Below are 20,811 nucleotides of genomic sequence, written 5' to 3'. Positions count from 1 at the left end.
GACGGCCAAGACCGACCTGCTCCACATCGACGCCCCGGCCATGAGCCGCCTCCTGACCCCGGCGGCGACCGTCGACGTCCTCGCCGACCTCCTGCGCGCCGGCTTCGACCCCGAGGCCGCCCCGCCCCGCACCGCCGTCCCCGTCCCGGCCGGCGAACTGCTGCTCATGCCCGCCGCCTTCGGCACGTACGCCGGCGTGAAGATCGCGGGCGTGGCCCCCGGCAACCCGGCCCTCGGCCTGCCCCGCATCACCGGCTCCTACCTGCTCCTCGACGGCGCGAACCTCCGGCCCCTCGCCCTCCTCGACGGCGCGGCCCTCACCGAGCTGCGCACCCCGGCCGTCTCCGCCCTCGCCGTACGCCGTCTGACACCGGACGACCGGCCGCTGCGCCTGGTCCTCTTCGGCACCGGACCCCAGGCGTACGGCCATCTGGAGGCCGTCCTCGCCGTGCGCGAGGTGGCCGATGCCGTCGTCGTCGGTCGCAATCCCGTCGCCGTGCGCGCCCTCGCCGGATACGCGCGGACGCTCGACGTGCCCGCCCGCGCCGGCACACCCGACGACGTGGCCGGGGCCGACCTCGTCGTCTGCTGCACCACGGCCCGCGAACCCCTCTTCGACGGCACCCTGGTGACCCCGGGCGCCACCGTCGTCGCGGTCGGCTCGCACGAGCCGGCGGCCCGGGAGACCGACACCGCCCTCGTGGCCCGCGCCGAGGTGTACGTGGAGGCGCGCGCGGCGGCGCTCCGCGAGGCCGGAGACCTGCTCGTGCCGATGGCGGAGGGGGCGATCGGCGAGGACCACATCGCGGGCACCCTCGCCGACCTGGTGGACGGCCGCGTCCCCACCGGACGGCCGCGGTTCTTCAAGAGCGTGGGCATGGCCTGGCAGGACCTCGCCGTCGCCGCCGCCCTGTACCGGGCGGCCCGCGAGGCCTGAACACACCGACGCCGGCACCCCTCGTGAAGAGCGGTGCCGGCGTCGGCCTGCCCGGGCGCGGAACCGGTCACGCCCGGCGATGCCTGAGGTTCACGACCGCCGCCCTCGTCACCACCACGGGGTTCAGGAAGCGCAGCGGACCGATCAGGCGGGACGCGAACAGGTGCATGTGCCGTGCCAGGGCGCCGTCGCGCGCCGCCGCCGAGAACATCAGCCGCTCCATGGGGTTGAACGGGCGGCCCTTGGCGAAGTCGGCCGCCAGGTACTGGTGACCGCCGAGTCGCCGCCGGTGTTGGCGCGCGTACACCGCGAGGGCCCTGTCGAGCCCGCCCCCGCCGGTCACGGCCGGGGCGACCGCCTCCGTGAGCCACTGCGCGGACTGCAGGGCCCACCCGCATCCCACGCCCCACAGGGGATCGCCGGTCAGGGCGGCGTCGCCGATGAGGGCGAGGCCCGGTGCGGTCGCCCGGCGGGTGTGGAGCGGATAGTCGATCGTGCCCGTGATCTTCGTGACCCGCTCGGCGGAGTCGATGTCCGGTGCGTCGGGCAGGGAGCGGACGAACTCCAGGAAACTGCCCTCCAGGTCCTCCCGGAAGGCCGGCAGCCGCTTCTTGTGCGGGAGCACCGCGACGACCGTCACCCCGTCGTCGTTCGGGAACGCGTAGGCCATGTCGGGCACCAGGAACCAGGCGTGGCTGATCCCGTCGCGCAGCGGCAGGTTCCGGAAGTGCGCGAGATAGCCGAACCGCGCGTTCTCGTGCTTCCGGGTCGGCACCCCGGCGAACCCGGCCACGGCCGAGTCCTTGCCGTCTGCCCCGACCACCAGGCGGGCCCGGATCTCACGCTCGCCCCCGGGCGTCGACGCCCGCACCCCCACGGTCCGCCCGCCCTCCTGGAGCAGCCCGGTCACCTGATGGCCGAGGAGCACGTCGACGCCCGGGGTCTCGGCGGCCCGGGACCTGAGCAGCGGGTCGAGGGTGCTGCGCCGGACGTTGTAGCCGTACGGCAGCTCGGGTCCCGGCGCGGCACCCGGCTCGATCCAGCCCCAACGGGTGTACCAGCGGGCCTCGTTGCGGACGGCCCCCGCCTTCTCCAGGGCGGGTATGAGGCCGAGCTCCGCGAGCACCGGGGTGCCGTTGGCCGAGAGGGAGTGGGTGCACAGCACCTTGTACGCCATGGGGCGCGAGCGGCGTTCCAGCAGTGCGACGCGGGCGCCGCGCCGGGCGAGCAGGATCGCCGCGGCGCAGCCGGCGAGGCTCGCTCCGCCGATGACGACGTCGTAGTCGTGTCCCGCGCTCTCGGGCTTGGTCATGCGCTGATCGTCCCCCTCGTGATGTGCTGACACTTCGGTCAGGAACATGAGGACGAGGAAGGCGAGCGCTTGTCAAGAGCGGAGGACCGGAGCCCGCCCCGCCGGCGTGACCGTCAGCTCCCTCCCGGTTCCTCGGGGAAGTGGCAGGCCACCTGCCGGGCCTCGCCCGGGGCGGCGATCCGCAGCAGCGGCGCCTCGGTGCGGCAGATCTCCCGGGCCTTGGGGCAGCGCGGATGGAAGGTGCAGCCCGGCGGGGGAGCGGCGGGGCTCGGCGGGTCGCCGAGCAGCGTGATCCGCTCCCGGGCCCGCTCCGCCGCCGGGTCGGGCAGGGGCACGGCGGAGAGCAGCGCCCGGGTGTAGGGGTGGGCGGGTGCCGCGTACACCCGCTCCTTCACGCCGATCTCCACGATCCGGCCGAGGTACATCACGGCGACCCGGTCGCAGACCCGCTTCACGACCGAGAGGTCGTGCGCGATGAAGAGGTAGGCGAGGCCGAGTTCGCGCTGGAGCCGCTCCATCAGATTGACGATCTGCGCCTGGACGGAGACGTCGAGGGCGGAGACGGGCTCGTCGGCGACGACCAGGCGGGGGCCGGTGGCCAGCGCGCGGGCGATGCCGATGCGCTGGGCCTGCCCGCCCGAGAACTCGTGCGGATGGCGGTCGATGTGCTCCGGGATGAGCCCGACCAGCTCCATCAGCTCCACGGCCCGCTTGCGCGCCTCGGAGGCCGAACTCCCCTGCACGAGCAGCGGGTCGGAGATGATCCGGGCCACGGTCTGCCGGGGGTTGAGGGAGGAGTGCGGGTCCTGGAAGACCATCTGGAGGTCGCGGCGCAGCGGTTTCAGCTCCCGCTGGGACAGATGGCTGATGTCGCGTCCGTCGTACGAGACGGAGCCGGCGGTCGGCTCCAGGAGCCGCACGATCATGCGGCCGGTGGTCGACTTGCCGCAGCCGGACTCGCCGACGAGGCCGAGGGTCTCGCCCGCGGCCACGTCGAAGGAGACCCCGTCGACGGCCCGGACGGGCGCCGAGCGGGCCCGGCGTCCGGGGAACGTCATGGTCAGGTCCCGGACGCTCAACAGGGAGGGAGTCGTGGTGGTCATGAGGCGACGCCTTCGTACGCGGGGAAGTGGCAGGCGGCCGGGTGCCCGTCCGGGCCGCCGAGCAGCGGACGTTCGCCGGCGCAGCGGGCCCGTTCCTCCTCGGAGCCGGCGGCCGCACGGGCGCAGCGGGGCGCGAACGCGCAGCCGGGCGCCGGGTCGAGCAGGGACGGCGGGCTGCCCGGGATCGCCCGGAGCGGCGCGTCGTCGTGGTCGTCGAGCCGGGGCAGCGAGTCGAGCAGGCCCCGGGTGTACGGATGGGCGGGGTGGGTGAACAGGGCGTCGACCGGGGCGTGTTCGGCGGCCCGGCCGCCGTACATCACGAGGACGTCGTGGGCCACCCGGGCGACCACTCCCAGATCGTGCGTGATCATGACGACGGAGAGTCCCCGGTCCTGCTGGAGGCGGGCGATCAGCTCCAGGATCTGGGCCTGGACGGTGACGTCGAGCGCCGTCGTCGGCTCGTCGGCGATCAGGAGGTCCGGCTCGCAGGCGAGCGCCATCGCGATCATCACGCGCTGGCGCATGCCGCCCGAGAACTGGTGCGGGTACTCGCCGGCCCGGCGGCGGGGTTCGGGGATGCCGACCTCGCCGAGCGCCTCGACGGCCCGCTCGCGGGCGGCCGCGCGCCGGGATCCGAAGTGGACCCGGTGGTGCTCGGCGATCTGCTCCCCGACGGTGTAGTAGGGGTGCAGGCTGGACAGCGGGTCCTGGAAGATCATGGCCATCCGGCGGCCGCGCAGCCGGTTGAGCTCGCGCTCGGGCAGGCCGATCAGTTCGCGGCCGTCCAGGGTGACGGAGCCGGTGACCTCGGCGCTGGTGTGCAGGCCCATCACGGCGAGCGAGGTGACGGACTTGCCGGAGCCGGACTCGCCGACGATGCCGAGGGTGCGGCCGGGCAGGACGTCGAAGGAGAGGGCGTCGACCGCCCGGACGGGGCCGCGCTCGGTCGGGAAGGTGACCGTGAGGTCCCGTACCGACAACAGGGAGCCGGAGGGGCTCATCAGTACCTCACTCGCGGGTCGACGACGGCGTACAGCAGGTCGACGGCCAGGTTGGCGACGACGATGAAGGTGGCGGCGAGCAGTGTCACCCCGAGGATCACGGGCTGGTCGCCGGTGGTGAGCGCGCCGTAGAAGAGGCGTCCGATGCCGGGCAGTCCGAAGAGCGACTCGGTGATGACGGCGCCGGCGAGGAGTCCGCCGAGGTCCATGCCGAAGATCGTGAGGATCGGGGTCATCCCGGCCCGCAGGCCGTGCTTGACGACGACCGTGCGGCGCGGCAGGCCCTTGGCGCGGGCGGTGCGGATGTACGGCTCCGCCATGGACTCGATCATCGAGCCGCGGCTCTGCCGGGCGTACATGGCGGCGTACAGCACGGCCAGTGCCAGCCAGGGCAGCAGCAGGTTGGAGGCCCAGGACAGCGGGTCGGTGGTGAAGGGGACGTACTGCGGATAGGGCAGCAGCCCGGTCACCCGGATCAGCCCGTAGATGAGCAGCACCGAGGTGAAGTAGACCGGCAGGGAGGCGGCGGCGACCGCGCCGACCATGAGGACCCGGTCGGTGAGGGTGTCCTTGCGGAGCGCGGCGGTCACGCCGGCGGAGAGGCCGAGGAGCAGCCACAGCACGGACGCGCCGACGGCGAGCGAGGCGGAGACGGGCAGCCGGTCGACGAGCAGGTCCCAGACGTTCTCGCTGTTCTCGTACGAGTAGCCCAGACAGGGGAAGTCGCAGCGCAGGGCGTACTGGCCGCTGCCCATGGTGCGGCCGGTGAAGATGCCGGTGACGAAGTCGGCGAACTGCCGCCACAGGGGCTGGTCCAGGCCCATGTGGGCGCGGATCGCCTCCAGGCGTTCGTCGCTGCACGCCTTGCCGCAGGCGGCGGCGGCCGGGTCGGAGGGCAGCACGTAGAAGATGGTGAAGGTGACGGCGGCGATCGCGAGGAGGACGCCGGCCACCCCGAGGAGCCGGCGGCCGAGGTAGAGGATCACGTACGGCCCCCTCGCGGGTCGAGGATGTCGCGCAGGGCGTCGCCGAGGAGGGTGAACGCCAGCACGGTGAGGAAGAGACAGAGGCTGGGGACCAGGAAGTACATGGGGTCCGTGTCGTAGTAGGCGACGCTCTCCGCGATCATCTGGCCCCAGGACGGGGTCGGCGGGCGGACCCCGACGCCGAGGTAGCTGAGGGCGGCCTCGGTGGCGATCATGCCGGGGATCATCAGCGTGGTGTACGCGATGACGGGTCCGGCGACGCCCGGGAGGATGTCGCGGGCGAGGATCCGCCAGGGGCCGGAGCCGCCGACGCGGGCCGCGTCGACGTACTCGCGGTGCTTGAGGGAGAGGGTCTGGCCGCGGACGACCCGGGCCACGCCGGGCCAGCCGAAGAGGCCGATGACGAGGATCATCAGCAGGGTCCGGTTGACGTCCCGGGCCACCGACATCATCGCGATCATGAAGATGAGGGAGGGGAAGGACATCGTGAGGTCCATCAGCCGGGACAGGACGGTGTCGGTGCGGCCGCCGAAGTAGCCGGCGGCGATGCCGGCGGCCACTCCCGCCACCACGACGATGGCGGTGGCGGCGAAGGCGATCAGCAGCGAGACCTGGGCGCCGTGCACGACCCGGGCGAACAGGTCGCGCCCGGTGATGGGTTCGACGCCGAGCCAGTGCTCGGCGGAGACCCCGCCGAGCGGCCCGATCGGCAGTCCGCCGAGGTAGGGGTCGACGGCGGACTTGTCGAACTCCTCGGGGCTCCAGCCGCCCAGCGAGCCGATCAGCGGGGCGGCCACGGTCATCAGGGCGAAGAGGGCGACGACGGCGAGGGAGACCTTGAGGGAGGTGCGGCGGCGCAGTTCCGCGCGGACCAGCCGCCAGGCCCCGCCGCCCCCGTGCACCGGAGGGGAGGTGGTGGTCGTGGTCATGGTCTTCCCGTCCCTCAACGCTCGCTCTTCGAGGGGTCCTTGAGGCCGACGGTCGCGTAGTCGATCTGACCGCTCCAGGAGGTGTGGCCGTAGGCGCCGGCGATGTTGGTGCCGACGAGGAGCGAGCGGCGCTTCATGGCTCCCGGGGCGACGGGGGCCTTGGCGAGGATCTGTCCGTCGAGCTCCTGCCACGCCTTGTTGGCCTGGGCGCCGTCGGTCATGGCGGCGATCTCGTCCATCCGCTTCATGGTGGCCTCGTCCCGGAAGAGGGAGTGGTTGCCGGAGTTGCCCTTCTCCTTGATGTAGCGGCCGTCGAAGACGAAGGGGAGGAAGGTGGTGCCGGAGGGGAAGTCGGGGCACCAGCCGGTGTAGACGAGGTCCGTGCGGTTCTTGGTGTCGCCGATGGTGTCGTAGAAGGCGGACGGGTCGACGGTCTCGATGGTCACCTTGATGCCGGCCCGGCCCAGGGACTGCTGGACGGCCTCGCCGATGGCCTTGTCGTTGGCGGAGACGGTGATGCTGGTGGAGAAGCCGTCGGGCTTCCCGGCCTCCTTGAGGAGCTGCTTGGCCTTCTCGGGGTCGCCGGAGAGCGGGATCTTCAGGGTGTCGGGCTGCTTTCCGCCGGTGAAGAGGGAGCCCGGCATGGCGGCGCTGGCGGCGTCGGTGACGGCCGGGCCGCCGGCGGCGGTGACGATCGCCTCCCGGTCGAGGGCCCACTGGACGGCCTGGCGGACCTTCAGGTCGGTGAAGGGGGCGCGGCCGGTGTGCATCTGGACCATCTCGGTGCAGCTGCTGGACTCGGCGAGCAGCCGGGCCTTGACGTCGGCCTTGGTGAGCACCTTGGAGATGGACTCGGGGCGGAGCTGGGCCCAGGAGACGGCGGAGGCGTCGGTGCCGGAGGAGGCGATCAGCCGGTCGTCGATCTGGTTGCCCTTGAGGCCCATGGTGACGACGATCCGGTCCGGGTACGCCTTGCGGACGGAGTCGCTCTGGGGGTCCCAGTGGGGGTTGCGGACCAGGACGATCTGCTTGTCGCGGTCGTACGTCTCGATCTTGTACGGCCCCGAGGAGAACGGGCGGTTGTCGTACTGGGGTCCCTTGTCCTGCTTCGGCGGTACCGGGGCGAAGGTCGGCAGGGTGGCCGCGAAGGGGAACTCGGCGAAGGGCTTGTGGAGTTCGAAGACGATCGTGCGGGCGTCCGGGGTCTTCACGGAGGCGAGGTGCCTGCCCTGGGCCGGGCCCTGGTAGCCCTTGGCGCCGGCGAGGTAGCGGGCCGCGTAGTCGGGGCCGCCGGGCAGGTCGGGGGAGAAGGAGCGCTCGACGTTGTTCTTGATGTCCTGGGCGGTGATCGGGGTGCCGTCCTCGTACTTCAGGCCCGGCTTGAGGCGGAAGGTCCAGGTCTTGGCGCCGTTGGACGGGGTGCCGAGGTCCTCGGCGAGGTCGGGGACCAGCTCGCTGCCCTTGGCGCCGGGCTCCGCCTTGTAGGTGACGAGGGTGCGGTAGAGCAGCCGGGTGCCGAAGTCCATGTCGGGCATGACCCAGTTGCGGGCCGGGTCGAGGTGGGTGAAGTCCTGGTTGGACAGGACGGTCAGCGTGCCGCCCTTCTGCGGGGTGCCTCCGACGACCGCGCCGTCGTTGGCGGCCGCGGGGTTCTTGCGGTCCCGGGAGCCGCCGGACTTCCCGCCGTCGGAACAGCCGGTCACGCCGAGGGCGAGGGTCACCACCAGGGCGGTGGCGAGGGTGTGGATGCGCTTGTTCATGAAGGTCACTCCGGAGAACAGCAGTCGGACAGCCGGTGCGGGCGATCGATCGGCTGGAATGTGACCGGTAACATAGTAATGTGAAATTGTACTGACAAGGCATCGGGCGCTCCGTTACTCATCCGTGTCCGTTCGTGGTGAGCGGCGCCGGTGAGGCGACTGAGAAGCTCCCTGGAGGTCTTGGCAACTCCAGTGCCATGTGAAATATTACTGCCGTGCCCACGAGAAACACCTCGGACGTCATCATCGTCGGCGCCGGCGTCGTCGGCGCGGCCTGCGCCCACTACGCCGCCCTCGCCGGCCTCTCCGTCACCGTCGTCGACCGCGGTTCCGTCGCCGGCGGTACGACGGGAGCGGGAGAGGGGAACCTCCTGGTCTCCGACAAGGAACCGGGACCCGAGCTCGAACTCGCCCTGCTCGCCACCGCGTTCTGGCGGGAGCTGAGCGAACTGCTCCCGCCGCAGGTCGAGTACGAGGCCAAGGGCGGCCTCGTCGTCGCCTCGGGCGAGTCCGGGATGCGCGCCCTGCGCGACTTCGCGGCCCGCCAGGAGAAGGCGGGCGTCACCAGCCAGGAGGTCCCCGCGGACCGGCTCCACGACCTGGAGCCCCACCTCGCACCCGGCCTGGCGGGCGGCTTCCACTACCCTCAGGACGCCCAGGTGATGCCCGCCCACGCGGCAGCCCAGCTGCTGCGCACCGGAGGCGAGCGGATCCGCCTGCGCCTGGGCGAGGAGGTCACCGGCCTGCTCACCGGCGCGTCCGGAGAGATCCGCGGCGTACGGACCACGGCCGGCGAGATCCACGCCCCGCACGTGGTCAACGCCGCCGGGACCTGGGGCGGCGCCCTCGCCGAACTCGCGGGCGTCCACCTTCCCGTCCTGCCCCGCAGGGGCTTCGTCCTCGTCACCGAACCCCTCCCGCGCGTGGTGCGCCACAAGGTGTACGCCGCCGACTACGTCGCCGACGTCGCCAGCGGCTCCGCGGCGCTCCAGACCTCGGCGGTCGTCGAGGGCACCCCCGCCGGCCCCGTCCTGATCGGCGCCAGCCGGGAACGGGTCGGCTTCGACCGGAGGCTCTCCACCGAGGTCCTGCGCCGTCTCGCCGCCGGAGCCACCGCGCTGTTCCCGGTCCTCGGCGGCGTCCGGGCCATCCGCACCTACCTCGGCTTCCGCCCGTACCTGCCGGACCACCTCCCCGCGATCGGCCCCGACCCGCGCGTCCCGGGCCTGCTCCACGCCTGCGGCCACGAAGGGGCGGGCATCGGACTCGCCCCCGTCACGGGGCGGATCGTCGCCGCCTGCCTGACCGGCGCCGCACCACCCCTCGACATCCACCCGTTCCGGCCCGAGCGCTTCGCCGGCACCGCGCCCTGAGGTGCGCGCACCCACCGTCACGAGAGGAGGGCCCGTGGCCCGCACCCCCGCCGACCTCGTCGGCGCACAGCCCGATCCGCCGTTCGACATCACCTTCGACGGCCGCCGGGTCACCGCCCTGCCGGGGCAGACCGTCGCCGCCGCCCTCTGGGGCGCCGGCATCCTGGCCTGGCGCACCACCCGGGACGGCGGCCGCCCGCGCGGCGCCTTCTGCGGCATCGGCCAGTGCTACGACTGCCTCGCCACCGTCAACGGCGAACCCAACCGGCGTGCCTGCCTGGTCCCGGCCCGCCCCGGCGACGCGATCACCACCCAGGAGGGACACGGCCATGACCGCCTCACCGTCTGAGCCGCGCACGTACGACCTGGCGGTCGTGGGGGCCGGTTCCGCGGGACTCTCCGGCGCCGTCACCGCCTCCGAACTCGGCCTCTCCGTCGCCCTCCTGGACACCTCCGCCCAGGCCGGCGGCCAGTTCTACCGACACCCGGCGCCCGCCCTCGGCGCGGTACGGCCCGAGGCCCTGCACCACGACTGGTCCGCCTTCGCCGACCTGCGCCGCCGCCTCGCCGGAAGCGGGGTCGCGCACCTCGCCGGGCACCACGTGTGGTCCACGGTGCGGGAGGACGACGGGACCTGGACCGTGCACGCGGTCACCGGGGCCGACGGCGGCGGGGAACGGCCCGTACGCGTCCGGGCCCGGGCCCTGCTGCTCGCCACCGGCGCGTACGAGCGTCAACTCCCCTTCCCCGGCTGGACCCTGCCCGGCGTCGTGGGTGCCGGAGGCGCGCAGGCCATGCTCAAGGCCGGCCTCGTGCTGCCCGGCCGCCGCGTCGTCGTGGCCGGCAGCGGCCCCCTGCTGCTCGCCGTCGCCTCCTCCCTCGCCGCGGCCGGCGCCCAGGTGCCGGCCGTGGTCGAGGCCGCCGGCTATCTGCGGTACGCCCGCAGCCCCCGGGCGCTCGTCGCCAACCCGGGCAAGGCGGCCGAAGCCCTGCTGCACGGAGCCGGACTCCTCCGGCACCGGGTCCGCGTCCGGCTGCGCAGCGCCGTCACCGAAGTGCACGGCACCGACCGGGTCGAGGCCGTCACCGTCACCCGCCTGGACGCCGACTGGCGCCCCGTACCGGGGACGGGCCGTCGGATCGCGTGCGACGCCCTGGCCGTCGGCCACGGTCTGGTCCCCCAGATCGAGCTGGCCACGACGGTCGGCTGCGCCACCCGGTCGCTGCCCGACGGAACCCTGGGGCTCGCCCTGGACGACTTCCAGGAGACCTCGGAGACCGGCCTGTGGGCGGCGGGCGAGACCGGGGGAGTGGGAGGCGCGGAACTCGCCCGTACCGAGGGCGAACTGGCCGCGCGGGCGATCGCCGCGCGCCTCCTGGGCGGCCGCTCGGGTGAGGGCCGGATCGCCGAACTGCGGCGCCGCCGGGACCGTATGCGCGCCTTCGCCGACGTGATGTCCGCGGCCCACGCCCCGGGCCCCGGCTGGCCGCGCTGGCTCACCGACGACACGGACGTGTGCCGCTGCGAGGAGGTCAGCGCCGGCCGCGTCCGCGAGGCGGTCGCCGAGCTCGGCGCGCGGGACGCGCGCACCGTCAAGCTCCTCACCCGGGCCGGCATGGGCTGGTGCCAGGGGCGGATGTGCGGGACCGCCGTCGCGTGCCTCGCCGCGCGCGGCGGAGCCGCCGAACCGCCCGCGGAGCGGCGCCCGTTCGCCGTACCGGTCCGGCTCTCGACGCTCGCCGCGCTCGACGACGAGACGGCCGATCCGGACCCCGACGCCTCCTGAAGGCCGGACGAGAGGCCCGTGCGGGCCTCTCTCCTTCCTCCTCTGTAAAATGTCACACACCATAGAAAGGCCACCGGCATGACCGCCACCACCACCTGGAACACCGACCGCCCCTGGCGCGGCATCATGGTCGCCACCACCCTCCCCTTCCGCGAGGACCTCTCCGTCGATTACGACGCCTACGCCGAGCACGTCGCCTGGCTGATCGCCAACGGCTGCGACGGCGTCGTCCCGAACGGCTCCCTCGGCGAGTACCAGACCCTCACCGACGACGAGCGCGCCCAGGTCGTCCGCACCGCCGTCGAGGCGGCCGGCGACGGGGCGCGGGTCATGCCGGGCGTCGCCGCGTACGGCAGCGCCGAGTCCCGCCGCTGGGCCGAGCAGGCCGCCGAGGCCGGCGCGGGCTCCGTCCTCCTCCTGCCGCCCAACACCTACCGCGCCGACGCGGAGGCCGTGCGCGCCCACTACACCGAGGTGGCGGGCGTCGGGATCCCGATCGTCGCGTACAACAACCCGTACGACACCAAGGTCGACCTCACCCCCGACCTGCTCGCCCGCCTGCACGGCGACGGCAGCATCGTCGCGGTGAAGGAGTTCAGCGGCGACGTCCGCCGCGCGTACGAGATCGCCGAACTCGCCCCGGAGCTCGACCTGCTGATCGGAGCCGACGACGTGCTCCTGGAGCTGGCCGTCGCGGGCGCCGTCGGCTGGATCGCCGGCTACCCCAACGCCTTCCCCGCGAGCTGCGCCGAGCTGTACCACGCCGCCGTCGCGGGCGACCTGGAGACCGCCCTCCCGCTCTACAAGTCGCTGCACTCCCTGCTGCGCTGGGACTCGAAGACGGAGTTCGTCCAGTCCATCAAGCTGTCCATGGACATCGCCGGCCGCCCCGGCGGTCCGACGCGTCCGCCGCGCCACCCGCTCACCGGCGCGATCGAGGCCGCGGTGCGGACCGCCACGGAGAAGGTCGTCGCGAACGGCCACCACTGACGCGAGCTGCCGCGCGCCGCGGCCGCTCCGCGAGCCGTGGTCGACGTCCGCCGACGCTGCCGTGAGTCGCCGCCGCCGCGCGCCGCGGCCGCTCACGCGCGCCGTGGTCGACGTCCGCCGCCGCTGATGTCCGCCGCCGACGGTCGTGGCCCGTGCCCGCCGTCGGCGCCGCGCCGTACCCATCCGACCCGGACGACCCCTTCCCCGGTCGATCCCTTCCCCGGAGGCCTCCTCCTGTGACCGACGTCCTTCCCACCGTCACGTCTCGCAACCCGGCCGACCCGACCGACGTCCTCCTGCGCATCCCCGCGCCCGGCGCGTTCGCGGTCGTCGACACCGTCGAACGGGCGCGTGCCGCGCAGCCCGGCTGGCTCCTCGCCGGAGCCGCCGCCCGCTCGGCCGCCCTGGGCGCGATCGCCACCGCCATCGAGGCGGCGGCCGGCGAACTGGCCGAACTCGCCGTGCGCGAAGTGGGCAAGCCGATCTCCGAGGCCAGGGCCGAGGTGGCGCGCGCCGCCGCGATCTGGCGCTACTACGCGCAGGCCCCGTACGAGCCCACCGGCGCCGTCCACGAGACCGCGGCGGGGACCGGACTGCTCCTGAGCCGCCGCCGCCCGCACGGCGTGGCGGGGCTCATCACCCCCTGGAACTTCCCCTTCGCCATCCCGACCTGGAAGGCGGCCCCCGCGCTCGCGACCGGGAACACGGTCGTCCTCAAGCCCGCCCCCGAGGCCACCGCGTGCGCCCAGCGCCTGGCCGAGATCGTCCGGCAGGCCGTACCGGAAGGGGTGTTCACCGTCCTCCCCGGCGGCGCGACCGAAGGCAACGCCCTCGTCTCGGCCGTCGACGTCGTCTCCTTCACCGGATCCACCCCCGTCGGCCAGGCCGTGGCCAGGGCCGCGACCGCCCGGGGCATCCCGGCGCAGGCCGAGATGGGCGGCCTGAACGCCGCGCTCGTGCTGCCCGACGCGGACATCGAGCAGGCGGCCGGCCACATCGCGGCCTCCATCGCCGGGTACGCGGGCCAGAAGTGCACCGCCACCAGCCGCGTCATCGCGGTCGGCGCCGCCCTCGACCCGCTGCGCGAGGCCCTCTCCGAAGCGCTGAGGGCGCTCCCCGTCGGCGACCCCGCCGACCCGGCCACCGTGTGCGGACCGGTCATCCACGAGGGCGCCCGCGACAAAGTCGTCGACGCCTGCCAGGGGCTGTCGACGCTCGCCGGCGGCACCGCGCTCGACAGGTCCGGCTGGTACGCGGCCCCGACCCTGGTGGAGAAGGTGTCGCCCGGGCACCGGCTGCTGCGCGAGGAGGTCTTCGGCCCCGTCGCGTCCCTGCTCGCCGCCGACGACCTCGACCACGCGATCCGGATCACCAACTCCGTACCGTACGGCCTGGTGACCTCGGTCCACACGGCCGACCTGAACACGGCCCTCACCGGCCTCGACCTGCTCGACACCGGGATGATCCGGATCAACGCCCCCTCCACCGGCGTCGACTTCCACCTGCCGTTCGGCGGCTCCAAGGCCTCCAGCCACGGGCCGCGCGAACAGGGCAAGGCCGCCCTGGACTTCTACACGTCGGGCCGCACGTACACCCTGGCGCCGGCCGGTCCGGCGGCATGACCCCGGACGGTGGTGAGCCCGGGCCCGAAGGGCTCACCACCGTCCGCACCCCGGCCGGACGCCCCCCATCTCATCGAGGGAAGACATGAATCCCGCGTACGCGACCGTCGACCACACCTTCACCGTCCCCCTGGACCACCGGGCCCCCGACGGCCCCACCCTCCAGGTCTTCGCCCGCGAGGTCGTCGACCCGGCCCGCGCGGGGGACGAACTCCCCTGGCTGCTCTACCTCCAGGGCGGTCCCGGCGGCAAGTCGCCCCGGCCGTCGGCCGGTTCGCCCGGCTGGCTGCCCCACGCCCTCAAGACGCACCGGGTGCTCCTCCTCGACCAGCGAGGCACCGGCCGCTCCAGCCCGGTCACCGCCCGCGCCGCCGCCCGCTTCGACACGCCGGAACGCCTCGCCGACCACCTCGCGCACTTCCGGGCCGACTCGATCGTCGCCGACGCCGAGCTGATACGCCGCGAACTCTGCGGCGACACCCCCTGGGAGACCCTCGGCCAGAGCTACGGCGGCTTCCTCACCCTCACCTACCTCTCCCAGGCGCCCGAAGGCCTGCGCGCCTGCTACGTCACGGGCGGCCTGCCCGGTCTCACCGCCACCGCCGACGACGTGTACGCCCGCACCTATCCCCGCGTACGCGACCGGGTCCTCGACTTCTACGCCCGCTACCCCGAGGACGCCGCCCGGCTGCGGAAGATCGCCGCCCTGCTCGCGGCCGACGACGTCCGCCTGCCGGACGGCGACCGGTTCACCCCGCGCCGGCTGCGCACCCTGGGCCTCGCGCTCGGCATGGGCGACGGATTCGAGCGCGTCCACTGGCTCCTCGACGAATCCCTCGACGACGAGGGCGAGTTGACCGACACGTTCCTGCACCAGGTGATGTCCCTGACCGGCTTCGCCGACAACCCGCTCTTCGCCGTCCTGCAGGAGACCCTGTACGGGCAGGGCGCCGGGCCGACCGACTGGGCGGCCGACCGCGCCCTGGCCGACTTCCCCGAGTTCGCCGAGGACGCCGACCCCCTGCTCCTCACCGGGGAGATGATGTACCCCTGGATGTTCCGGGAGATCCGGGGCCTGCGCCCCTTCGCGGACGCCGCCGACCTGCTCGCCGCCCGGACCGACTGGCCGCCCCTGTACGACGTGCGCCGCCTCGCGGCGAACGAGGTGCCGCTCGCCGCGGCCGTCTACCACGACGACATGTACGTCGACGCGGGCCTCTCCCTGCGCACGGCCCGTGAGATCGGCGCCACGCGCGTCTGGGTCACGAACGAGTGGGAGCACGACGGCCTCGCGGCCTCGGGCGGCCGCGTCCTCGCCCGCCTGATGGAGATGGCGGCCGGTCGGGCCTGACCCCCCTACGGAACGGTCTCCGGGGCCGGGGAGGAGCCACCGCACAGCGCCCGCCCGTACAGGGCCTTCATCGCGGCGTCGATGGGGTGGGGCTGCGGCCTCCCCGAGGTGTCGGGCCTGTTCCAGCGGATGAGATTGACGGCCACCGACATCTGACGCCTGCCGTCGGCACTGGTCAGGGACATCGTGCCGGCTCCCCAGACCGTGCCGTCGTGCCCCCAGAAGGTGCCGCCGGGCAGGTCGACCCGGTGCAGCCCGAGCCCGTACCGGATCGGCGAGCCGTCGAGGGCACGGGCCGGGATCGTCCGCTGCATCTCCGCCAGCGACGACGGGCTGACGATCCCGCCGCCGAGGAGCAGGGCGTAGAAGCGGTTGAGGTCCTCCATGGTCGACACCAGCGCCGCCGCCGTCCCCACCCACGACATGTCGTAGACGCTGTAGTCGCGCGGCGGGTCGATCAGACCGTAGAACGCCTCGTACAGGCGCGCATGCGGCCCCTCGACGTGCGGTCCGGTGGGGAACGCGGTGTGCCGCAGCCCGGCCCGCTCGATGACGTTCCGGGTGATGTACTCCTCGGCCGTCACACCCGTCACCCGGGCCAGCAGCTCGCCGAGAAGCAGCCAGTTGGTGTTCGAGTACACGCCGGTGGGACCGCCGGGCTCCCCGACGGGAGGCGCGGAGAGTCCGCTCTCGATCAGCTCGGCCGGACGGAACGCGCGGAACCGGTTGTCGTCGATGCTCCGGGTCGAGACGTCCGGCCGCTCGGGGAAACCCTTGAGGGACGGGAAGGCGTAGGGCAGGTAGTCGGGGATGCCGCTCGTGTTGTCGAGCAGCATCCGGACGGTGATCCTCCGGCCCCGCTCGCCCGGCACGAGCTCGGGCAGATGGTCACCGATCGGCGCGTCGAGCCCGATCCGCCCCTCCTCGACCTGCTGCATGACGGCGGCCGCGGTGAAGGTCTTGGTGACGCTGCCGACGCGATGCCGCATGTCGGGCCTGACGGGACGGCCGGTCCCGACGTCGGCGACCCCGGAGGCGCCGCGCCAGATCCGGCCGTCGTCCCGTACCTCGGCGAACACGCCGGGCACCCCCGCGCGATGGACGTCGTCCAGGGCGGACTGCAGCTCCGCGGGATCGAAACCGGCGGACGCCGGCATCTGTCGCGTCTTCATGACATCGGTCCTTTCACGATCGACGAAGGGGAGAAGGAGAGGAAAGGGGAGAAGGAGAGGAAGGGGGGAGAAGGAGAGATAGGGGAAGGGGGCGGGGCGGGGCTCAGTCGGCGAGGGCACGGCGCAGCACGGCGCCGAGTTCGGCGTTCTGCCGCTGCGAGACCTCGGCGGAGAGGATCGCCTGCGACCCGTGGAAGGTGCCGGGCCACTGGTGGATCTCGACGGACACGCCCGCCTGGAGCAGACGGACGGCGTAGGCGAGGTCCTCGTCGCGGTTCGGGCAGAACTCGGCGGAGGCGACATAGGCCGGCGGAAGGCCGGACAGGTCGGCGGCCCGCGCGGGAGCGGCGTACGGAGTGGCCTGGCGGGAGCCCAGGTAGTGCCGCCACGCGGCGATCGCCTTGCCCCGGTGGTACCAGGGCGTGTCGGTGAAGTTCCGTGCCGACCACGTCTCCAGGCGGTCGTCGAGTCCCGCCTGGTTGAGCAGCTGGAAGCGGATCGGCGGCCCCTGCTCGTCACGCGCCCGCAGCGCCACCGCGGCCGCGAGCCCACCGCCCGCGCTGTGGCCCCCGACCGCGATCCGCGCAGGGTCGACGCCGAGTTCGGCCGCGTGCTCGGCCGTCCACCGCAGGACGGCGTAGGCGTCGTCCAGGGCGGCGGGGAACGGGTGCTCGGGGGCCAGCCGGTAGCCGACCGAGATCACCACGGCGCCGGAGCTCTCCGCGATGCGGGTGGCCCACGGGTGCTCGGTGTCCACGTTCCCCATGACGTACCCGCCGCCGTGCAGCCAGACCACGGCGCCCTGCGCCCGGTGCGGCCGGTAGATCCGTACCACCACGTCCGGGTCGCCGGGCACGACGCGGTCCTCGACCTCCATCCCGGAGGTGTCCGGCGCCGGCACGGAGGCCGCGAGGCCGGCGAAGTACGCGCGGGCGGAGACCGGATCGGACAGGTCGGTCTGCGGGAAGAACGGGATGAACGCTTCGAGTTCGGGATCCATGACGACCATCCTCCGATCCGGCCCCCCGGGCGGTCACCCGACATCCGTCGCGCGTCCCGCCCCGATCACGCACCGAACGGCGCGCCCCTGTCCCGCCGCCCTTCTGCGATCCTTCTGCCATGGAGGCACTGGCCGTACGGCTCTCGGGACTCGATCCGTACGTCGACGGCGCGATGCGCATCGTCGCGTTCTACGACACCCTGATGCGCCGCCGCGTCGACCTCCCGGCGCTCGCGCGGGCCTCGGCGGGCCTGGCCGAGTGCGTCGCCGGGGCACGGCTCCACGGCACCGGCCGCTCGACCCGCGTCTCCCCGCACGGAACAGAGGCCTCCTCCCCGCCGGCGCCCGCGTCCACCGAGGCGCCGATCACCCTCGACGAGGAGGAGATCGGCACGGTCTGGCTGGAGCGCCCCGGCCCGCCCAACCCGCTCGACGAGGTCCTCCTCGACCGCTTCGCCCTCGCCGCCGCGGCCGCCGCCGAACGCTACGGCCCCGCCCGCACCACCATGGCCGACCCCGCCCTCGTCGAACTGGCCGTCAGCTCCGACACCGACGACGCGGCCCGGGCCCGGGCACTCCGCCTCCTGGGCTTCGCCCCCGGTCTCCCCGTCCACGCCGTCGCCGTACGCACCCGTCTCCCGCTCGACCGCGTCGGCGCCCTCGTCTGCCCGGCCCGCCCGGTGAAGGCGGCCCCGCTCGCGGACGTGGGCGTCCTCCTGGCCACCACCCTGGACCGTACGGCCTTCCCCGCGGGCGTACGAGCGGGCATCGGAGCCACCGAGAGCCCCGAGCGCTCCTGGCGGCAGGCCCGCACGGCACTCCGCTTCACCACCCCGCGCGAACCCGTCGTCCACCACGCCGACCTGGGCGCGCTGGCCCTCCTGGCGGACATCCCCGAGGACGCCGTACGGGACAACCCCGACGTGACGGCGATCGACCGCCTGTCCCCCGAGGACCGGGAGACGCTGGACACCTACTGCGCCACCGCCTCCGTCCGCCGCGCGGCCGAGCTCCTCCACCTCCACCACAGCAGCATCGCCCGCCGCCTCGACCACATCGGCAAGACCCTCACCCTGGACCTCACCGCCCCCGCGGGCCTGACCCGCGCACGGCTGGCCCTCACCACCTGGCGCCTGCTCGACGACTGAGCGATCACGGGGGAGGAGGCTCAACGAGAAGAGGGGCTCAACGAGAAGAGGGGCTCAACGAGAAGAGGGGCTCAACGAGAAGAGAGGGTCAACGAGAAGAGAGGCCCAACGAGAAGAGGGGCTCAACGAGAAGAGAGGGTCAACGAGAAGAGCGGCTCACTGCGGAGAGGGGCTCACCGCGGGAGGGGCTCATTGACGCCTCCTCAAGCGCCTGACAGGCTGCCCGCGCCCATGAACCGACCCTCCTCGGGGGAGACATGACCTGCTTGCCCCACGTCGGAGCAGTGTCGTCCGACCGGGTGCTCGGCGCCCGCGGGAGCTCGCGATGACTCCTCGACGGCCCCTCACCTACGACGCGTTCGTCGAACTGGCCGTCGCCGACCCCGCGGTCGTCGGCCTCGTCCTCAAGGGCTCCCGGGCGCACGAGGGCATGACCACCGAGCACTCCGACCACGACCTGTACGTCGTCCTCGCCGAAGGCGCGCCGACGGAACTCACCCGCTTCGCAGGGCACCGCACCCGAGACCTCGACCTGGTCCTCCTCACCCTCGACGCCTTCCGGGCCGCGGGGATGCCGGGATTCGAGCGGTACGCCCTCGCCCGCGCCCGGGTCGTGCTCGACCGGCTCGACGGAGGCATCACCCGGATCCTGGCCGCCAAGGCGCGACTCACCGCCGACGAGGCCTCCCGCGCCGCCGCCCGATGGCTCGACGCCTACGCCAACTCCCTCTACCGGTCGCTCAAGAACGCCAGGGACGGACACGGGATCGCGGCCCGGCTCGACGCCGCCGACAGCATCGGCCACCTGCTGGAACTGCTCTTCGCCCTCGACCGGCGCCCCCGCCCCTACAACAAGTACCTGGAGTGGGAACTCGCCCGGTACCCGCTGCCCGGCTGGGACACCGACACGCTGCTCGAAGCCGTGGGGCGCATCGCGGGATCGGGGGACGTCCCCGCCCAGCACCGGCTCTTCGCCCAGGTGGAGGCGGCGGCACGGCGGCACGGACAGGGCGCGGTGCTCGACGCGTGGGGCGAGGACCTGGAGCTGATGCGCGGGCGGCAGGCCCGGGACGATGTCGGGGGCGGCCCTCGGGGGAGCGGTCCGGGGGGATCGGGGTCGAATCGGGGTGATTACGGATAGTCACCATGCTTCGGGAGCGGGAGAGTTGATGGCGTCAAGGGGCGCCATGAGCCTCACCGCATCAGCAGAACGGAGCAGCCCGTGCGCGTCCGTCCGACCGCCCGCCGCCTCGCCGTGGACGGCCTCGCCGCCCCGGTCCTCACGATCGGATCCGGCGTCCCCGCCGCGACGGCCCTCGCCCCGGCGCACGCGCCGGCGGCGAGCACCGGGTCCGCCTTCGACCCCGAGCCGCTGCGGAAACCGATCACACCTCTGCCGGGTCACGAGGCGGGGGCACTGGTCAGAGTCGACGGACCGGGCCGCGGCCCCCTGCGGACCGGCGCCGCCGGACAGGTGACCGCCGACGGCCCGGTGCGCCGCCACCTCCCCGACCTGATCCCGGCCGAGTACGGCACGGTCACGGTGCGGCAGCTGCTCGACCACACCAGAGGCTTCCCCCGGCCGGCCCCCACCCCGGGCCCCCGGGACGGGCAGGGGCGGTGGCTGAAGGGCGTCACGCCCGCGGACGGGGTGCGGGACACCTTCGCGCTCGCCGCGCGGGACCCCGAGTGGACCGAGCACCGCCCCGCCCCGGCACGGTCCGGCAGTACAACGGGATCAACACCGTGGTCGTCGGCCTGCTCGTGGAGAAGGCCACCGGGCACACGTTCCGGCAGGAGCTCGACCGGCGGATCCTCCGCCCCCTCCAGCTGCGGGACACCAGCCCGCCCGCCGCCGACGCCATCACCGTCCCCGGCCCGCACACCCGTGTGTACGTCGGCGGCGACGACGTCACCGAGCAGAGCCCCTACCGCTGGGCGGAGGGCGGGATGATCTCCACCGCCGCCGACCCGGACCGCTTCATGACGGCCCTCTTCCGCGGCCGTCTGCTCCCGCCGGCCCAGCAGGAGGTCGCCTTCCCGGTCCCCGAGGTGCCCGACGCACCGGGCAACAGGAGCCGCCTGACGGCCGGCACGGCGTGCTTCGGCCCGGGCGGGCTGATGCGGCTCACCCTCGTGCACGGCGTCACCGTGTGGGGCGAGACGGGTGCCCGCCCCGGTCGGGAGAACGGCGCCTTCGCCACCCGCGACCTCGCACGCCGCCTGGTCCACTCCCTCGATCCCGACGGCACCGGGACGAGGAGCGAGTACGGCGACTCCATGGCGGGCATCGCCGGCGCCGCCTTCGCCGGTCCGGACGGCACCCGCTGACCGCAGGGC

The 20,811-nt window shown here is 73.7% G+C and carries 18 protein-coding genes and 1 pseudogene; 11 read left to right on the top strand and 8 right to left on the bottom strand.

Annotated features, from left to right (window positions below):
* Nucleotides 1-40 precede the first annotated feature (40 nt).
* Nucleotides 41-937 carry an ornithine cyclodeaminase family protein gene (locus tag ACFYUS_RS24745; RefSeq protein WP_388856473.1) on the top strand — a complete coding sequence of 299 codons (897 nt, stop codon included), beginning with the start codon at nt 41-43 and terminating at the stop codon, nt 935-937.
* 67 nt (nt 938-1,004) lie between these two features.
* Here the strand turns inward: ACFYUS_RS24745 and ACFYUS_RS24740 are convergent, their stop codons facing one another.
* From ACFYUS_RS24740 to ACFYUS_RS24715, 6 genes are all read right to left on the bottom strand, one after another.
* Complete coding sequence (locus ACFYUS_RS24740) at nt 1,005-2,249, bottom strand: NAD(P)/FAD-dependent oxidoreductase (RefSeq protein ID WP_388856015.1); 1,245 nt, start codon at nt 2,247-2,249, stop codon at nt 1,005-1,007.
* Nucleotides 2,250-2,362: 113 nt separating this feature from the next.
* Nucleotides 2,363-3,352, bottom strand: a complete 990-nt coding sequence (locus ACFYUS_RS24735; RefSeq protein WP_388856012.1) for an ABC transporter ATP-binding protein — start codon at nt 3,350-3,352, stop codon at nt 2,363-2,365.
* A complete protein-coding gene (locus tag ACFYUS_RS24730) occupies nt 3,349-4,353 on the bottom strand; it encodes an ABC transporter ATP-binding protein (protein ID WP_388856009.1) in 1,005 nt (334 codons plus the stop codon). The genes ACFYUS_RS24735 and ACFYUS_RS24730 overlap by 4 nt, the downstream gene beginning before the upstream one ends.
* Nucleotides 4,353-5,339 (bottom strand): ABC transporter permease, encoded by a 987-nt coding sequence (locus tag ACFYUS_RS24725; RefSeq protein ID WP_388856006.1) that lies wholly within the window; start codon nt 5,337-5,339, stop codon nt 4,353-4,355. Before ACFYUS_RS24725 ends, ACFYUS_RS24730 begins: the two co-directional genes overlap by 1 nt.
* Nucleotides 5,336-6,268: an ABC transporter permease gene (locus ACFYUS_RS24720; protein ID WP_388856003.1), complete on the bottom strand. Its 933-nt coding sequence runs from the start codon at nt 6,266-6,268 to the stop codon at nt 5,336-5,338. Before ACFYUS_RS24720 ends, ACFYUS_RS24725 begins: the two co-directional genes overlap by 4 nt.
* 14 nt (nt 6,269-6,282) lie before the next feature.
* Complete coding sequence (locus ACFYUS_RS24715; protein WP_388856000.1) at nt 6,283-8,028, bottom strand: ABC transporter substrate-binding protein; 1,746 nt, start codon at nt 8,026-8,028, stop codon at nt 6,283-6,285.
* A 215-nt stretch (nt 8,029-8,243) separates the two neighbouring features.
* On the opposite strand from ACFYUS_RS24715, the gene ACFYUS_RS24710 reads away from it, so the two are divergent.
* The 6 genes from ACFYUS_RS24710 to ACFYUS_RS24685 all read left to right on the top strand — a co-directional run bounded on the left by ACFYUS_RS24710 (nt 8,244) and on the right by ACFYUS_RS24685 (nt 15,151).
* Nucleotides 8,244-9,401, top strand: a complete 1,158-nt coding sequence (locus ACFYUS_RS24710; RefSeq protein WP_388855997.1) for an NAD(P)/FAD-dependent oxidoreductase — start codon at nt 8,244-8,246, stop codon at nt 9,399-9,401.
* A 34-nt stretch (nt 9,402-9,435) separates the two neighbouring features.
* Entirely contained in the window at nt 9,436-9,750 is a 315-nt protein-coding gene (locus ACFYUS_RS24705) for a (2Fe-2S)-binding protein (RefSeq protein WP_388855994.1), read from the top strand.
* Entirely contained in the window at nt 9,731-11,188 is a 1,458-nt protein-coding gene (locus ACFYUS_RS24700; protein WP_388855991.1) for an FAD-dependent oxidoreductase, read from the top strand. The genes ACFYUS_RS24705 and ACFYUS_RS24700 overlap by 20 nt, the downstream gene beginning before the upstream one ends.
* Before the next feature lie 78 nt (nt 11,189-11,266).
* Nucleotides 11,267-12,178, top strand: a complete 912-nt coding sequence (locus tag ACFYUS_RS24695; RefSeq protein WP_388855988.1) for a dihydrodipicolinate synthase family protein — start codon at nt 11,267-11,269, stop codon at nt 12,176-12,178.
* A gap of 236 nt (nt 12,179-12,414) precedes the next feature.
* The gene (locus tag ACFYUS_RS24690) at nt 12,415-13,800 is read left to right on the top strand and encodes an aldehyde dehydrogenase family protein (RefSeq protein WP_388855985.1); all 1,386 of its coding nucleotides are present in this window, start codon (nt 12,415-12,417) and stop codon (nt 13,798-13,800) included.
* Between the two features lie 85 nt (nt 13,801-13,885).
* Nucleotides 13,886-15,151, top strand: coding sequence for an alpha/beta fold hydrolase (locus ACFYUS_RS24685; protein ID WP_388855981.1), 1,266 nt, complete (start codon nt 13,886-13,888; stop codon nt 15,149-15,151).
* Nucleotides 15,152-15,156: 5 nt separating this feature from the next.
* Here ACFYUS_RS24685 and ACFYUS_RS24680 read toward each other — a convergent pair whose 3' ends face one another.
* Together ACFYUS_RS24680 and ACFYUS_RS24675 are read right to left on the bottom strand one after the other, a co-directional pair.
* Entirely contained in the window at nt 15,157-16,323 is a 1,167-nt protein-coding gene (locus ACFYUS_RS24680; protein WP_388855978.1) for a serine hydrolase domain-containing protein, read from the bottom strand.
* A gap of 103 nt (nt 16,324-16,426) precedes the next feature.
* The gene (locus ACFYUS_RS24675) at nt 16,427-17,323 is read right to left on the bottom strand and encodes an alpha/beta hydrolase (protein ID WP_388855975.1); all 897 of its coding nucleotides are present in this window, start codon (nt 17,321-17,323) and stop codon (nt 16,427-16,429) included.
* 119 nt (nt 17,324-17,442) lie between these two features.
* On the opposite strand from ACFYUS_RS24675, the gene ACFYUS_RS24670 reads away from it, so the two are divergent.
* The 4 genes and pseudogenes from ACFYUS_RS24670 to ACFYUS_RS24655 all read left to right on the top strand — a co-directional run bounded on the left by ACFYUS_RS24670 (nt 17,443) and on the right by ACFYUS_RS24655 (nt 20,802).
* Nucleotides 17,443-18,471, top strand: a complete 1,029-nt coding sequence (locus ACFYUS_RS24670; RefSeq protein WP_388855972.1) for a helix-turn-helix domain-containing protein — start codon at nt 17,443-17,445, stop codon at nt 18,469-18,471.
* Nucleotides 18,472-18,796: 325 nt separating this feature from the next.
* Complete coding sequence (locus ACFYUS_RS24665) at nt 18,797-19,612, top strand: hypothetical protein (protein ID WP_388855969.1); 816 nt, start codon at nt 18,797-18,799, stop codon at nt 19,610-19,612.
* A gap of 81 nt (nt 19,613-19,693) precedes the next feature.
* Nucleotides 19,694-20,071: pseudogene (locus tag ACFYUS_RS24660) on the top strand (hypothetical protein); the annotation flags it as partial.
* An 89-nt stretch (nt 20,072-20,160) separates the two neighbouring features.
* Nucleotides 20,161-20,802: a serine hydrolase gene (locus tag ACFYUS_RS24655; protein WP_388855966.1), complete on the top strand. Its 642-nt coding sequence runs from the start codon at nt 20,161-20,163 to the stop codon at nt 20,800-20,802.
* The last annotated feature ends 9 nt before the right edge of the window (nt 20,803-20,811 follow it).

The sequence above is a fragment of the Streptomyces sp. NPDC004284 genome (assembly GCF_042874035.1).
In the GTDB taxonomy this organism is placed as follows: domain Bacteria; phylum Actinomycetota; class Actinomycetes; order Streptomycetales; family Streptomycetaceae; genus Streptomyces.
Note: the sequence above shows the minus strand (reverse complement) of the source record. Positions and strands in the feature narration are given on the sequence as shown.